The sequence below is a fragment of the Klugiella xanthotipulae genome (genome assembly GCF_006716695.1).
In the GTDB taxonomy this organism is placed as follows: Bacteria; Actinomycetota; Actinomycetes; order Actinomycetales; family Microbacteriaceae; genus Klugiella; species Klugiella xanthotipulae.
Map to the genome: position 1 here is coordinate 531,874 of NZ_VFPN01000002.1, position 14,165 is coordinate 546,038.

Genomic DNA, 14,165 nt, shown 5'->3' on the forward strand with positions numbered 1-14,165 from the left:
CTCGATCAATCCCGGCAAGATTTGATATGATCCGGAACACGAATCGTATACAACGTCGTTGCGATTCGATTGACGCCCCCCGGAGGTACATCATCATGACGACTCGGACCGGTTCAGGCAGCCACGTTCACACGCGCGTGGCCCGTAATCTCAGCGAATTCAAAACCGCCTGCGAGCAATCTTTTGTCCCGCTGCGCGTCAGCGGTCGCCGCGGGACCGCGTTCAGCGGGCGCATCCGAAGCCGCGACGTGGGTGACGCCCATATTTCGGAGGTCCTCGCCAGTCGGCACCTCATCGAGCGAACCCCGGAGCTCATTGCCCGATCCGACGAGAACTATTTCAAGCTCAGTATGCAGCTCTCCGGCACCGGGATACTCATCCAAGACGATCGTGAGGCGGTCCTACACCCCGGCGACATCGCGATCTACGACACCGGCAGACCGTACACGCTTGTATTCGACACCGATGTCCGCGTGCTGGTCATCATGTTCTCGCGCAGCCTGCTCGACATCCCGGCCCGGCTCATCGAACAGCTCACAGCCGTGACCCTGGCCACCGACACGGGGGTCGGGGCGATGATTCCCCCCTTCCTGGCGCAGTTTGCCCACAACTTAGATCAGCTGGGCGGGGCGGCGGGGGTGCGGCTCGCCAATAGCGCGCTCGACCTCATCACCACCATGCTGAGCCTGGAGTTGGAGGCCGCGCCCGCGGCCACCGACCCCCGCCACGCCCTCGTGCAGCGGATCCGCGACTACGTGGAAAACAACCTGTCCTCGCCCGAGCTGGGCCCCGCGCAGATCGCAGCCGCGCACTACATCTCCACGCGACACCTGCACGGTCTTTTCCACGAACAGGGCACCACCGTATCCTCGTGGATCCGCACGCGACGGCTAGAACATTGCCGCCGCGAACTACGTGACCCCCTCTTTGCGCACCAGCCCATCGCGGCCATCGCAGCCCGCTGGGGGTTCGTGGATGCGGCGCACTTCAGCCGGGTCTTCAAAGCCGCTTTCGAGGTGTCACCCACCGAGATGCGGGGGCGACGGGCGGCGTAGGAGGCACACCCCGGCAACACCCCACCCAGGGTGACTTTTCCTCACAAAACGCCGTTTATTTCGTCGCTCTGTGAGGAAAAGTCACCCTGGGTGTTTGGGTGGGGGCCTCATTCCGCGCCGTGGCCGATTCGGCGGTAGATTTCGGGGCGCTTGGCGCGCATCCGCAGGCCCCACACAACACCCACCGCGCCGGGCAGCACCGCGATTGCGGGGAAAATGAACGTGGCAGCGGTGGTTTCCGCCTGACCAAGCAGCACGTTGAAGTTAAACACCACGAGCACACACACGACCAACAGCAGCACAAACGAGAGGGTCGGGGCGATCATCCGCGCCCACCGGCCTACCCCGCGCGCGTCACGCCAGAAAAAACCGATGACGGCGAGCGAAATGCACACCATCAACAGCACAAGACCCAGTGCCCCCGTATTCGTGAGCCAGCTGAACAGCGTGACGACCGGATACGCGGGGCCGTACTCCGAGCCGGTTCCGGCAATCGCAAACCCGATAATGACCACAATCGCGATCACCGTCTGCGCAACCGAACCGGCCCACGGGGCCCGAGAAACACGGCGAACCCGGGCCAAGTGCAGGGGAACAACACCCTCACGGCCCAACGAAAAGAAGTAGCGGGCCACGGCGTTGTGAAACGAAACCAACGCCGCAAAGATGCTCGTGATGAACAGCACCGACATCAGGTCAACCCACACGGGGCCGAGGCGCTCAAAAACAAAGGTGAAAAATAGCGGGGGTCCAGCCTCCTCCGCCGTGATACCTGACGGGTCCACAATCCGGCCCGGCCCCACCGCAAGCGTCATCGCCCAGGACGAAATTGTGTAGAACACCCCAATGATAATGACCGCGAGAAACGTCGCCCGCGGCACCGTGCGCTGCGGGTCCTTAGCCTCCTCGCTGTAGATTGCGGCCGACTCGAAGCCCATAAACGCCGCAATGCCGAACGCGAATACGGCACCGATACCGGGCACAAACAGCTCGGCCGGGTTAAGCGCCTGCACACTCACGACCCCCTCGGCCGGTGCCCCAAAGGCCGCCACGTCGAACACAATCACGGCAATAAATTCGAGCGCCACGAGCACGGCGAGCACCTTCGCCGACAGGTCAACCCGGTTGACCCCCATCAGGCCCACAACCGCAATCGAAGCGAGCACCGGAATCCACCACGGAATATCCACCCCCACCTTCTCGGAGATCAGGTTCGACACCTGGAAGCCGAACATTCCGTAGATGCCAATCTGCATGGCATTGTAGGCCACGAGCGCCACAAGCGACGCGCCCACCCCCAGCGGGCGGCCCAACCCCTGCGCAATGTAGGCATAGAAGGCCCCCGCATTACGTACAAACCGGCTCATGGTGGTGTACCCCACCGCGAAGATACCGAGCGACAGCGCCAACAGCGCAAACGACACGGGCACCCCCAGGATGTGCGTCACCGAGAATGTGGTGGTCACCCCACCCGCGAGCACCGTCAGCGGAGCCGAGGCCGCAATAATCAAGAACGTGATGGCGGGCACGCCCAGCCGCCTGCGGCTGCCCTCCCCACCCGAATGGTCCGCAAGGCTCGGGATGTCCGGGCCAGCCTGTTCCGCTTCAACTGCCGTCTGTGATGCCATGGCTGCCTTCTCCTCCTCGTTGAGTGCTGACGTTTCCTAGCGATCATGCCCCCAAAAGAAGGTGTCGTCTGTGCCGTGAGAGCACGGAGCTTGCCCCCACCTGCACACCTGCCCGCCCACGCCTTCCCCCGCCCGCAACAACCCGGGAGAGTGAGTGCATACGCAATCGACTCTTCGGGAGGTCGGAATGACCCACGCTCACCACACACTTCGCTCGATACACCCGGGAACTCCCCGGCATCCGCTTGACCCGCTCTGCGGGGCCGAGATCGCCCGCGGCAGGGAGATCCTGGCCGCGGCCGGAAAAATCGGGCCACACACCCGATTCCCCTCGGTTCTTCCCGTGGAACCGGCGAAGGATGCCGTCGCCGCCTTCCGCCCCGGTGACCCGCTCGAGCGCGAGATCCTGTTCGTCGCGCTCGAGGTCGATACCGGCCGGGCCGCCGAGGCGGTCGTCTCGGTCACGGGCGGCACCGTCGTATCGTGGACGGAACTGAACAACGATGTTCACCCGCACGGCCAGCCCCCGTACCTCTTCGAGGAGTACGAGCGGGCGGAGAAGATCGCGAAGGCATCCCCCGAGTGGCGAGCCGCGATGGCGCGGCGCGGCATCGAAAATCCCGAGCGGGCGTTCTGCTCACCGCTCGCCCCCGGATACTTCGGCCGTGAGGACGAGGCCGGGCACCGCATCATCCGCTCGCTCACCTTTCTGCGCGACGACGACAACGATAGCCCGTGGGCACACCCCGTCGAAGGTCTCATCCTGCACATCAACCTGACCGAGAACCGGGTGGTGCGCGTCGAAGACGAGGGGGACATCCCCGTTCCGGCCGAGCATGGCAACTACGGACCCCAGGCGCAGGGACCGGCCCGCACAAGTCTCACCCCCATCGAGATCACCCAGCCGGAGGGGCCCAGCTTCACGGTGGACGGGGCGAGTGTGAGCTGGGAGAACTGGAAGTTCCGCGTCGGCTTCAACGGCCGCGAGGGCCTCGTGCTCACCCAGCTGACATTCCGTGACGGCGAGGAGGATCGCTCGGTGCTCTACCGCGCATCCGTACCCGAGATGGTGGTGCCCTACGGGGACACGACCCCCACCCGCTACTGGATTAGCTACTTCGACGCCGGTGAGTACCTGCTCGGCAAAAACGCCAACACGCTCACGCTCGGCTGCGATTGTCTGGGCGTAATCCAATACTTTGACGCGTGCGTTGCCGACGACCACGGCAACCCCATCACAATCCCGCAGGCGATCTGCATGCACGAGGAGGACTACGGCATCCTCTGGAAACACACCGACCTGAACGGTAAAACCGAGGTGCGCCGCTCGCGCCGCCTCGTGATCTCCTCCTTCTCCACCATCGGCAACTACGACTACGGATTCTTCTGGTACCTCTATCTGGATGGCACCATCCAGATAGAGGCGAAAGCCACCGGGATCGTGTTCGCCGGCGGCGGCGAACCCGGCAGCACCAGCCCGCATGCCCCCGAGATCGCACCAGGCCTCTTCGCCCCCGTACACCAGCACCTCTTCTGCGCGCGCCTGGACACCGCGATTGACGGCGACCGGAATAACCTGTTTGAGGTGGATGTGGTGGGCCTCCCCACAGGCCCGGACAACCCGCACGGCAACGCCTTCACCTGGCGGGAAACCCCGCTCACCTCGGAGCACGCCGCGCAGCGTGACGCTCTGCCCTCCGCGGGCCGTCACTGGGAGATTCGCAGCGCCGAGCGCACCAACCGCCTGGGCAAGCCGACCGCGTTCCACCTGATCCCTCAGGGCTCGGCAACGCTCATGGCTCAACCCGGCTCGCGGGTGTGGGATCGCGCCACGTTTGCCACCAAGCACCTGTGGGCTACCCCGTACCGGCCCGACGAGATGTACCCGGCCGGTGACTACCCCAACGGCCACGCCGGTGGGGCCGGGCTGCCCGCCTGGACCGCGGCCGACCGCAACCTCGTGGATGAGAATCTGGTGCTCTGGCACGTCTTTGGCCCCACCCACATCCCGCGCCCAGAGGACTGGCCCGTGATGCCCGTGGACTACTCAGGTTTCCTCCTAAAACCGTACGGCTTCCTCGACCAGAACCCGGCGATGGATATCCCGGATTGGTCGGCCGCATCCGCCTGCTGCACAGACGGGGACTGCACCTGTTCGCACGGCGAGACCGAGGCACCGGAGTAACAAGGGGTCGGTGCCCGGCACGCATCAGCCGGGCACCGGGGTCATACTCCCTGGCCGAAGTTTCGCAGGGACTGTGCCCGCACGGAGGGCAGCCCCTGAGCGATTCGTGACCGCACCTCGGCCCGCCCTCGTGTGAGTTCCACCGCCCGGTGGGCGACCGCCTCACCGAACCCGGGAACCGGCTGGACCGTCAGTTCTGGGAGCCGGAAGAGCTCGCAGAGCCCCTCCACTTTGCCCGCCGTGGCCAGGGTAATCGCGGGGGTGCCGTTATTCAACGACAGAATCGAGAGGTGCATCCGGCCCGAGATCGAGAACTCGGCCCGCACCGCCAAGTACTGCACCTGTTCGGGAGACAGCAGCATCCGTTGCAGGTAGTCTCGGGGCCGACCGCACTCCTCGAAAAGCTCAACACACGGTTCCAGGTCGCTGTCGCCCGGCCGGATCACATGCGGCAGATAAAGAATCGAGAGCCCCAGCGACTGCACCTGCTCGACAATGCGCCGGTACTCCGGGCGCTGGTCAATCCCCCGCGCGATCAGGCCGCTAATGTTGAGCACGATAAACGGCGTAGCCGTCCGCTCGCACTCGTCCAGCCAGTCCCCGAGAGGGCCACTCGGCCGCACCGACTTCTGGTGGGCAAACGCAACGTCGGCCGCCTGGGTGAGATTCTGGGCCCCCAGCGCTTCGAGCCGCCGAAACCCCTGGGGATCCCGCGGGTAAAGCGTGCTGTGACCGCTAATCCCCACGCAGGCGTCGGCCACAACCCGGGGCACATCCGGTCGCCAGCTGAACCCCAGGACGGCGGTGGGCACCCCGGCCCTGCGGGCCAGGTTGCAGAGACTGAGGCGGGCCAGGCTCGCGGCGATGTGGCCGCCATCCATCGTGTCTGTTCCGTGAATATGGAACGAAGAAGCACCCCGCAGGAGCCGAGAGAACCGCCAGATGGACCGTATCCGAAAGAGGGGCGGCGACATCACTACGTGGCGCTCGACCGAGACGCTCACCCGCTGGGCGTCGTCACCGCCGAGATGCGGGTGGACAAGCGAACGGGCGGCAAAGAGGACAACATGGATATCCCCCGGAGTATGAGCGATAAACGAGTTGAGGACGGCGTGATCGCCGATATTTCCGTCGCCAGCCGGTGAGAGAACCAGGGTGTAGCCCGAGCGAGACGGTCTTCGCCACCCGGAGAGTGAGAAGACCAGAACATCGGCCCACCGAACGGCCCACGCGTACAGTCGCGTATTCCAGACTCGGCGGACAAAGGGGCGGAGGGTGTTTTTCACGTGGTTTCGTATCCTGAAGCGAGCACGCATCCGGTTGGCGCCCCGCCTCCGGTGTCAAGACACCCGGGGAAAACCCGTGCGCGACAACCGCGGCTGTCGGCGCGGGCCCGGCAGCCGACACAACTCGATACCATGCCGACGCAGAAACGGATGCCTGGGTAGAGACACTAAAACCGACATCGTGATACTAACACGGTTGTCGGATTCCCCTATAATCCCTCCGGCGAAACCGCCTCACCCGGAACCGACACCGATCGTGCGGGAAAATCCCGCAGCTCCCGCCACAGCGTGAGGTGCTGGAAAACCACCGCGCTGACCTCCGCCAACGCCAACGCCCAAAACGCACCGGCGGCACCCCACAGGGAGACGAGGGGCACAATCGTGGCGGCCAGAACACCGAGGGCGACAAACGAGACCAGGGCGACATTTTTACTTTTACCCAGCAGGGTGAGGGCGGCCAACCCGATGACCGCCGACACGAAGATCATGCAGAGCGAAATCCCGATGGGGATCGAGGCCAAGAACCCCACGTCAACCACCCCGAGGCTCATGAAGCTACCGAGGACGGGGACCACCAGGGCGGTGCCCACCCCCAGCATCCCGCCCAGAATCCAGGCGTAGCCGAGCGCGCGACGGATCTTCACGTCGAGGGGATCCTTACCCTGCGGCACACGCGCCTGCATCACCTGCATGAGCGGAGTCGCGGCCGTGTTGATCCAGCGCAGCAATTTATCGGCCAGGGCAACACTCGCACCGGCAGCAGGGGCCACGATCGGGGTGATGGTCACCGGCAAGGACAGCCGCAGGGTGAGTGCGACACTGATCACGAGCGAGGGAAAGCCCTCCACGATCACACGGCGGATGCCCGCCAGGGTAATGGGTGCCCTGGCCATCCGCATCCGGGTACGGCGGATGCGCAGCAGAATGTAGGGACCCACCACCGAGACCACGTTTCCCAGCAGGACGATCCCCCCAAACACCCAGGTACCAGCCGGACCGGTCACCACCAGGAGACTCACGGCGGCCAGGCCGAGCGTGAGAGCGCGGGGAAGCGCATCCAGGGCAATCAGCCATCGGGGCTCATTCCCCGCAATAAAGTACCAATTAGCGCTCAGCCCGTAGAAGCATCCGCTGAGCACCATGAACAGCGCCACCGCAGGGTCTGAAAACGACATCTGGAGCATGACCACGATCATGACCGGAACGACCACCATAACAATCAGCAGGCGCGTCACGATGGACTCAAAATAGTGGTCAAGGCGGTCCGGGATAGACAGGGCGCTCACCGGCGCAATTCGGCTGTAGTAGCCCCAGGTGCAGATGCTCCGGGCGATCTCACCGATGGCCTGACCCACCGCGACGCTCACCCAAAAGTCACCACCCCTGGTCGCGATAATGACCGGAACCGTCAACACCGAGGCAATACTCACCAGGAGGGGGGCGAGAGAGATACCACCGGCCTGGCCCGCAAACCCGAGCAGTCTTTTCACGAAAGCCCCTTCACCGGCTCATCCACAGTGGGGCCGGGCGGAGCGGTCGCCGAGAGGCTGGGAGAACTCGGGGCTGACCTCGATCGGATGAGCCGTTTCTCGCGCAGATCGTGAGCGTTAACGGCCAGGTAGGCCAGGCCAATCCAGATGGGGATGAAGGTCCACGACCCCTGCGTAATGATACCGATCACGAGGTACAGGCCAACAGCGAAATCAACGGGCAGCCCGCGATACTGCTTGAGTACCAGGGCAAGTAGCGCAACAACAAAACAGAGAAGCGCCGGAATACCGAGCTCCGAACTGATGTGGATGTAGACGTTCTCGGCCGATGCACGGTGGTCGGGGTTCCAGTAGTAGATGGGCACCGGCGGGTTGGTGGCGTAGTCGAAGAAGTTAATGCCGTAACGGCCAGGACCCACCCCGATCAGGGGGTGGTCAAAGGTCATCCTGGCCCCGATCTCCGTCTTAATGGATCTCAGGTCAAGCGAGTCATCCGAGCCGGAGAATTGCTCGTCCAACCCAAAAAGGCCCAGCTTGGCCAGCTGAAAACTGAGCAGGGTGCGCAGGGCGGGAACACTCGCGAGAATACCGGCCACGATGGCCCCGCTCAGCAGGAAGCGCAGGATCGAGTTGAGACGCGGGCGAAGAAACAGGATCGTGGCGACGGCGACGGCGACCCCGAGAAACCCCGTGGTGGACTGCGAGTAAATCAGGCAGTACACGGCGAGGCCGACCGCGATATAGGCGCGATTCTTGAGCGCGATCAGCATCATCATGCCGGCGAAAAAGCCGAGCTGTTGGCCCTCCACGAAGGAACCCGTGCGCATGACGTCATCGTCGGAACCGTCGAGATTCAGCCCCTTGGCCTTGGTCTGGTAGTTGAGCGTCTCCAGGACCTCCAGCATCCCCGCCTGGCTCAGCACCCACTGGAGGAAGGTGGCAGCGGCACACACCCAGATGGACCAGATCATCGCCTTCTGCATCACCCCGCTCGGCAGCGTGGTCATCAGGAGCCACATCACCAGTACGAGCATCGAGTAGAAAAAGTAGAGGGCGAGATCGACCTCGGGTGAGCGGGTGAATCCGTGTAACTCTACGTTGGTGACGGGCGTGAGCAGATGGTAGGCCGTCGATACCCCCACGAGGAAGCCCAACGCCACAAAAAGCTTGCGCTCCAGGCTGGGTGTCGGGCGGGTCCTCCGGCCGAAAAAATAGCTGAGCACCGCGAACATGATCAGCACCTCGCTGATCTTGAGCGGGAACCCCAGGTTGAGGGTAAAGCCGGATTGGAGGGGCGAGAAAATGATCGCACCGACCAGGGCTTTCTGATAGATCGGCAGGCCACGGAAAGACACGGCGGCCGGCCGGTCACGGCGGCGGGAGACCCGAGGCGTCACCCGCCCCGCGGCGGAGTGGCTGCCCGGGCCCACGGAACTCACGCCGTCACCCGAGTTATCAGGCCCGACAGGGTGCGGGCCGAGCTCTCCCAAGAGAAGCGCTGCACATTGGCGAGACCCCGCTGCACGAGATCCGCGCGCAACTCGGCCGAGCGGTCAATCGAGCGAATTGCCTCACGAATCTCGTCGGTGCTGAGCGGATCGAAATACACCACGCTATCGGCCAGCACCTCGGGCATGGCGGCCGCACGCGCGGCAATCACCGGGGTCGCGCACTTTTGCGCCTCCAGCGGGGGGATGCCAAAACCCTCGTAGAGCGAGGGGAAGATGAAGGCGCGAGCGTTCTGGTATAACCGGATCAATTCGTCGTCGTCAACCCGCCCCAGGAAGCGTACCCTGTCGGTGCCGGGGGCACCGGGAGCTCGCGCACCAAAAACGGCGGCGGGGGCCTCTCCGATCACCACGAGATCGGAATTCGTCTCGTCGGCGTACTGGCCGTAGGCCTCGATCATCCGGCCAAAGTTCTTGTGCAGGTTCGGTGACGAGACCGCGAGAAAGTAGGGTGCCTCATCCGTATCCCGGGAGTCTCCCGGCCGGAAACGGTCATCAACCGCATTACCCACCACGGTAATCGTGTCGGGGTCGAGGTGATAGTGCGCGCTCAGCTCACCGCGCGAGAACTCGCTGACCGTGACCACGGCCCGGCTGTTCTTCAAGAAGCGGGGGGCAAGGAACGAGTACAGGGCGCGAAACTGGCGGGAGAAGCTCTCCGGGTGTCGCACGTAGGTCACATCGTGATGGGTTGAGATCTGGTTGCGGTAACGGATGGGGGCCGTGCTCGTCAGGCTCACGAGCAGGGGGCTGCCGTGCTGGCGCAGATAGCGTGGCAGGTCGAGCTGTTCCCACCGGTGCCCGGATGCCCGACCCACCCGCGTCACCGGCACCCCGCCAATCGAGGTCGCCCGCAGCTCACCCTGGGGGGCGACGAGCACGAGGTCGTCTCGCTCACGGGTCAGTGACGCCACAATCTGCTCAGCAAAACGCTGCACGCCCGTGGTGGGCTGGGTGAGAAAACGACAGTTAATAACGATCACGGGGGGCTTTCAGGGTGAGAGGGTTGAGAGCTATGAGGCGCTGGCCTGGTACTTGGCCTCGGTCGCGGCCTTATCGGCGCGCCACCAGGCCTCGTTCTCGCGGTACCAGTTGACGGTGTCCGTCAGACCCTGCTCAAAGTTGGTGTACTGCGGAGTCCAGCCCAGCTCGGTCTGCAACGGCGTCGAGTCAATCGCGTAGCGGAGGTCGTGCCCGGGGCGGTCCTGTACGTGGTCAAAGTCGTCTTCGGCGCGGCCGAAGATGCGCAGCAGCGTGGTGACAACGTCTAGGTTATTCTTTTCACCATCGGAGCCGATCAGGTAGGTGCGACCAATCTCACCGCGGTCAATGATGGCCCACACGGCCGAGTTGTGGTCATCCACATGGATCCAGTCGCGCACGTTGAGGCCTGCACCGTAGAGCTTGGGGCGTACACCGTCAATCAGGTTGGTGATCTGTCGCGGGATGAACTTCTCCACATGCTGAAAGTTGCCGTAGTTGTTGGAGCAGTTGGAGATGGTCGCGTGGATACCAAACGAGCGGGCCCACGCGCGCACGAGCAGGTCGCTCCCCGCCTTGGTTGAGGAGTAAGGACTCGACGGATTGTAGGGTGTCGATTCGGTGAACTTGTGCGGATCGTCAAGCTCCAGATCGCCGTACACCTCATCGGTAGAGATGTGGTGGTACCGTACACCGTGCTTCCGCACCGCCTCCAGCAGCGTAAACGTGCCAATGAGGTTGGTCTGAATGAAGGGTGCCGGGTCGGCGAGGGAATTATCGTTGTGCGACTCGGCGGCGAAGTGGATCACCACATCGGCCTCCGCGACGAGCGGGTCAACAACGACGGCATCCTCAATGCGGCCCTCGACAAACGTGATGCGGTCTTCGACCGACGCGAGCGAGGAGCGGTTACCCGCGTACGTGAGCGCGTCGAGCACCGTGATGCTCACCTCGGGCCGGTGGGCGAGGGTCCAGTGCACAAAGTTACTGCCGATGAATCCCGCTCCACCGGTAACCAGAACGCGCATATGACCACTCCTTATATATATTTGGGGGTTCCCCGAAAACCGACAGGTTATAGCGTAGCAATGCTGGCCAACGAGCGCGCTGAGAGCTGCCCGGGCCCGCGCAGGGCAGTGCCGGGTTCCGGTGGAATCATACCCTGTTATTCCGTGGGCATCCCGGATGCGGGGAATAGTGGGCATCCGCCCACGGTTGCCGCCTGCATGACAACTATCGGGCTCATTGGAGCAGGACACATTGGCAGCCAACTCGCACGCCTGGCGGTGGCACACGGATACGACGTTGTGGTGAGCAACTCGCGTGGCCCCGAGACGCTCACCGAGCTGGTGGCGGAACTGGGCGAACACGCCCGCGCCGGAACCTCGCAGGAGGCGGCCGAGGCCGGGGAGATCGTGGTCGTGACGATCCCCCTGAAGAACATCGGGAGCGTGCCGGTTGCCCCCCTCGCGGGCAAGGTCGTGATCGACACCAATAACTACTACCCGCAGCGCGACGGCGCTATCGCGGAGCTTGACGACGAGAGCAGCACCTCGGCCGAACTACTCCAGGCTCACCTCCCCACCTCGCACGTGGTCAAGGCGTTTAACCACATCGCGTTCGGCGATCTGACCGCCCAGGCCCTCCCATCGGGCACCGATAACCGCCGCGCGCTCGTGATCGCGGGCAACGACGCCGACGCGAAGCAGACCGTTGCCGCGCTGATTGACCGGTTTGGCTTCGATGTCGTGGATGTCGGCAGCCTGGCCGAGAGCTGGCGCATCCAGGTGGGCACGCCCGGCTACGGCCCCCGCCTCACGGTCGCCGAGATGACCGAGGCGTTGAGCCGCGCCCAGCGCGCCACCGCCTCGTAAGAGGGGCGGACGCTTCCGCTCTCTACACCGGAATTCCCCCCTGGATGACCCGCTCGATGCGCGACTCGGCGAGCACCGAGATGTCCACGAGCGGGTCATCCGCCAGCAGGATCGCGTCGCCCAGCGCGCCGGGCTGAATCACGCCGAGTTCGCCCTCCCGTTGCAGCAGGGCCGCGGCCGAGCGAGAGAATCAGCTCCGAGTCGCCACACACCCGGCGAATGTCAGCCTCGGTCTCCCCGAAGAACACGGCCCGATCAACAAGCGCCGTGCGGGCCCACTCCGGGGACACCTCGGTGGCCACATCCTTGGTCCCACCGGGCGGGTACGACGTCATCGCCGTCGTCAACGGCGGGGCCGCTGCCACCACCTGGAACGCGTACAAGCTGCTGTATCGGTAGACACCCAACCCCGCTGGTCCCCGGCTACCCAGCTACCCAGCTACCCAGCTACCCAGCTACCCCGCGAGAATAAACCGCGCCGCCTGCTCACCGATCAGGATGCTCGGGGCGTTGGTATTCCCGGTCGTCACGGTGGGCATAATCGAGGCATCCGCCACCATCAGATCGGCCACGCCGATAACCTGAAGCCGCGGGTCCACGACGGCGAGCGCACCCACCCCCATCGCGCACGTCCCCACCTGGTGGTGGTAGGTGCACACCCGCTCACGCACGTACTCGCGCAGCTCCGCCGCCGTCTGCACCCCCGGCCCGGGGTAGATCTCGCGCGCACCCCACCCCTCGGCGAGCGCGGGGGCCGCACCGATCTCGCGGCACTGGGCAACGGAGGCTTCGAGGCTGCGCAGGTCGTCCTCGTGTTCGAGGGCGGCGAGGTCGATCAGTAACTCATCGTGCGGGTGGGGGCCGGAGAGCCGGATACTCCCCCGTGACCTCGGCGTCACGATACCGGCCATGAGCGTGAACGCGCGCTCCGGGCCGGTCATACCGTCTTGATACATGGGCACCGAGAAGTTGATCGGCTGGGTGTCGGGCACCTCCAACTCGGGGCGTGACGTCCAGAAGGTGTGCGTCTGGGTGGGCGACTGGCCGGGGGCGGGCGGGATGACCTCGCGCCTATCCGTCGCAAAAATCACGGGGGCCAGCAGGTGATCGTGCAGGTTTTTCCCCACCCCGGGGCGATCCACCACCGGGGTGATGCCCACCTCGCGCAACTCCTCGGCCGGTCCGATTCCGCTGCGCAGCAGGATGCGCGGCGAGTCGATTGCACCGGCGCACAGGATCACCCGCCCGGCTCGCACCTCCTCCGTCTGCCCGTCGCGCTCCACCTCGACGCCCACGGCGCGCACGGTATCACCGGCCGCATCCAGCAGCAGGCGGTGCACCCACGCGCCCGTACGGGTGACGAGCCGCTCGCCGTCGTTGACCGGTTCGGCGTAGGCCCGCCAGGTACTCAGACGTTCACCGCCGCGCAGGGTAATCTGCTGCTGCGAGACGCCGTCAAGGTGCTCACCGTTGTAGTCCGGGTTGTGTTCCAGGCCGATCTGCGTTGACGCCTCAATAATCGAGGCCTGCACGGGGTGGAGGGGGCCGTTCGCCACCACATCCAGCAACCCGCCGGTACCGCGTAGCTCGGATGCGCCGCCCTCGTAATTTTCGATCTCCCGGTAGATCGGCAGCACGTCACGCCAGGCCCAGCCGTCGTTACCGAGGGCGGCCCAGTGGTCGAAATCCTGCGGTGCGCAGCGCACATAAATCATGGCGTTCAGGGAGTGCGAGCCGCCCAGAACCTTGCCGCGCGGCAGCTGGAGACGGCGGTTGTGGGCGTGCGGCTGCGGAACCGTGTAGTAGTCCCAGTCGTCGGGGCCACCCCACAGCTGGCCCATGAGTGCGGGGTCGTGAATCTGGGGATTGCTGTCGGGCCGTCCGGCCTCTAAGAGCAGGACCCGCTGGCCGGCATCCACCAGTCGGCGGGCGATGACCGAACCCGCCGAACCCGCCCCCACAATGATCGTGTCAAAACCCTGAACCATGACGTGTGTCTCCTCTCTGAACCACTTCGTTCCTGACAGGGTGGCACGCTACCCGCGGCGGGGCACACCTGCGGTTCAGGGCCTTCGCTCGTGGTCAACTGCTGTACCTGGGCCGACAAGAAGGTCGGGGGTCGCCCCGGAATACTGAGAGAAGACGCGAGACCCGGATG

General features: G+C 64.7%; 11 protein-coding genes. 4 read left to right on the forward strand and 7 right to left on the reverse strand.

Annotated elements, in window-relative coordinates; genetic code table 11:
* The first annotated feature begins 95 nt into the window (after positions 1-95).
* Positions 96-1,055, forward strand: a complete 960-nt coding sequence (locus tag FB466_RS08530; RefSeq protein ID WP_141917607.1) for an AraC-like ligand-binding domain-containing protein — start codon at positions 96-98, stop codon at positions 1,053-1,055.
* A gap of 107 nt (positions 1,056-1,162) precedes the next feature.
* On the opposite strand, the gene FB466_RS08535 is transcribed toward FB466_RS08530, so the two are convergent.
* Entirely contained in the window at positions 1,163-2,683 is a 1,521-nt protein-coding gene (locus FB466_RS08535) for an APC family permease (protein WP_141917609.1), read from the reverse strand.
* 187 nt (positions 2,684-2,870) lie between these two features.
* On the opposite strand from FB466_RS08535, the gene FB466_RS08540 reads away from it, so the two are divergent.
* Positions 2,871-4,868: a primary-amine oxidase gene (locus FB466_RS08540; RefSeq protein ID WP_141917611.1), complete on the forward strand. Its 1,998-nt coding sequence runs from the start codon at positions 2,871-2,873 to the stop codon at positions 4,866-4,868.
* 41 nt (positions 4,869-4,909) lie between these two features.
* On the opposite strand, the gene FB466_RS08545 is transcribed toward FB466_RS08540, so the two are convergent.
* The 5 genes from FB466_RS08545 to rfbB all read right to left on the reverse strand — a co-directional run bounded on the left by FB466_RS08545 (position 4,910) and on the right by rfbB (position 11,161).
* Positions 4,910-6,154 (reverse strand): polysaccharide pyruvyl transferase family protein, encoded by a 1,245-nt coding sequence (locus FB466_RS08545; protein ID WP_170206083.1) that lies wholly within the window; start codon positions 6,152-6,154, stop codon positions 4,910-4,912.
* Positions 6,155-6,363: 209 nt separating this feature from the next.
* Positions 6,364-7,644: a polysaccharide biosynthesis protein gene (locus FB466_RS08550; protein ID WP_141917615.1), complete on the reverse strand. Its 1,281-nt coding sequence runs from the start codon at positions 7,642-7,644 to the stop codon at positions 6,364-6,366.
* Positions 7,641-9,083, reverse strand: coding sequence for an O-antigen ligase family protein (locus tag FB466_RS08555; RefSeq protein ID WP_141917617.1), 1,443 nt, complete (start codon positions 9,081-9,083; stop codon positions 7,641-7,643). Before FB466_RS08555 ends, FB466_RS08550 begins: the two co-directional genes overlap by 4 nt.
* A complete protein-coding gene (locus FB466_RS08560; protein WP_141917618.1) occupies positions 9,080-10,135 on the reverse strand; it encodes a glycosyltransferase family 4 protein in 1,056 nt (351 codons plus the stop codon). Before FB466_RS08560 ends, FB466_RS08555 begins: the two co-directional genes overlap by 4 nt.
* A gap of 30 nt (positions 10,136-10,165) precedes the next feature.
* The gene (rfbB, locus tag FB466_RS08565) at positions 10,166-11,161 is read right to left on the reverse strand and encodes a dTDP-glucose 4,6-dehydratase (protein WP_141917620.1); all 996 of its coding nucleotides are present in this window, start codon (positions 11,159-11,161) and stop codon (positions 10,166-10,168) included.
* 198 nt (positions 11,162-11,359) lie between these two features.
* Here rfbB and FB466_RS08570 point away from each other — a divergent pair, with 198 nt between their 5' ends.
* Both FB466_RS08570 and FB466_RS08575 read left to right on the forward strand, forming a co-directional pair.
* Positions 11,360-12,007 (forward strand): NADPH-dependent F420 reductase, encoded by a 648-nt coding sequence (locus FB466_RS08570; RefSeq protein ID WP_141917945.1) that lies wholly within the window; start codon positions 11,360-11,362, stop codon positions 12,005-12,007.
* A 219-nt stretch (positions 12,008-12,226) separates the two neighbouring features.
* Complete coding sequence (locus tag FB466_RS08575) at positions 12,227-12,406, forward strand: hypothetical protein (protein WP_141917622.1); 180 nt, start codon at positions 12,227-12,229, stop codon at positions 12,404-12,406.
* A 56-nt stretch (positions 12,407-12,462) separates the two neighbouring features.
* Here the strand turns inward: FB466_RS08575 and FB466_RS08580 are convergent, their stop codons facing one another.
* Complete coding sequence (locus FB466_RS08580; protein WP_141917624.1) at positions 12,463-13,995, reverse strand: GMC family oxidoreductase; 1,533 nt, start codon at positions 13,993-13,995, stop codon at positions 12,463-12,465.
* Positions 13,996-14,165 lie beyond the last annotated feature (170 nt).

Coding starts and splice junctions, on each gene's coding strand:
- FB466_RS08530 (WP_141917607.1), top strand. CDS start 96: ATGACGACTCGGACCGGTTCAGGCAGCCACGTTCACACGCGCGTGGCC.
- FB466_RS08535 (WP_141917609.1), bottom strand. CDS start 2,683: ATGGCATCACAGACGGCAGTTGAAGCGGAACAGGCTGGCCCGGACATC.
- FB466_RS08540 (WP_141917611.1), top strand. CDS start 2,871: ATGACCCACGCTCACCACACACTTCGCTCGATACACCCGGGAACTCCC.
- rfbB (WP_141917620.1), bottom strand. CDS start 11,161: ATGCGCGTTCTGGTTACCGGTGGAGCGGGATTCATCGGCAGTAACTTT.
- FB466_RS08570 (WP_141917945.1), top strand. CDS start 11,360: ATGACAACTATCGGGCTCATTGGAGCAGGACACATTGGCAGCCAACTC.
- FB466_RS08575 (WP_141917622.1), top strand. CDS start 12,227: ATGTCAGCCTCGGTCTCCCCGAAGAACACGGCCCGATCAACAAGCGCC.
- FB466_RS08580 (WP_141917624.1), bottom strand. CDS start 13,995: ATGGTTCAGGGTTTTGACACGATCATTGTGGGGGCGGGTTCGGCGGGT.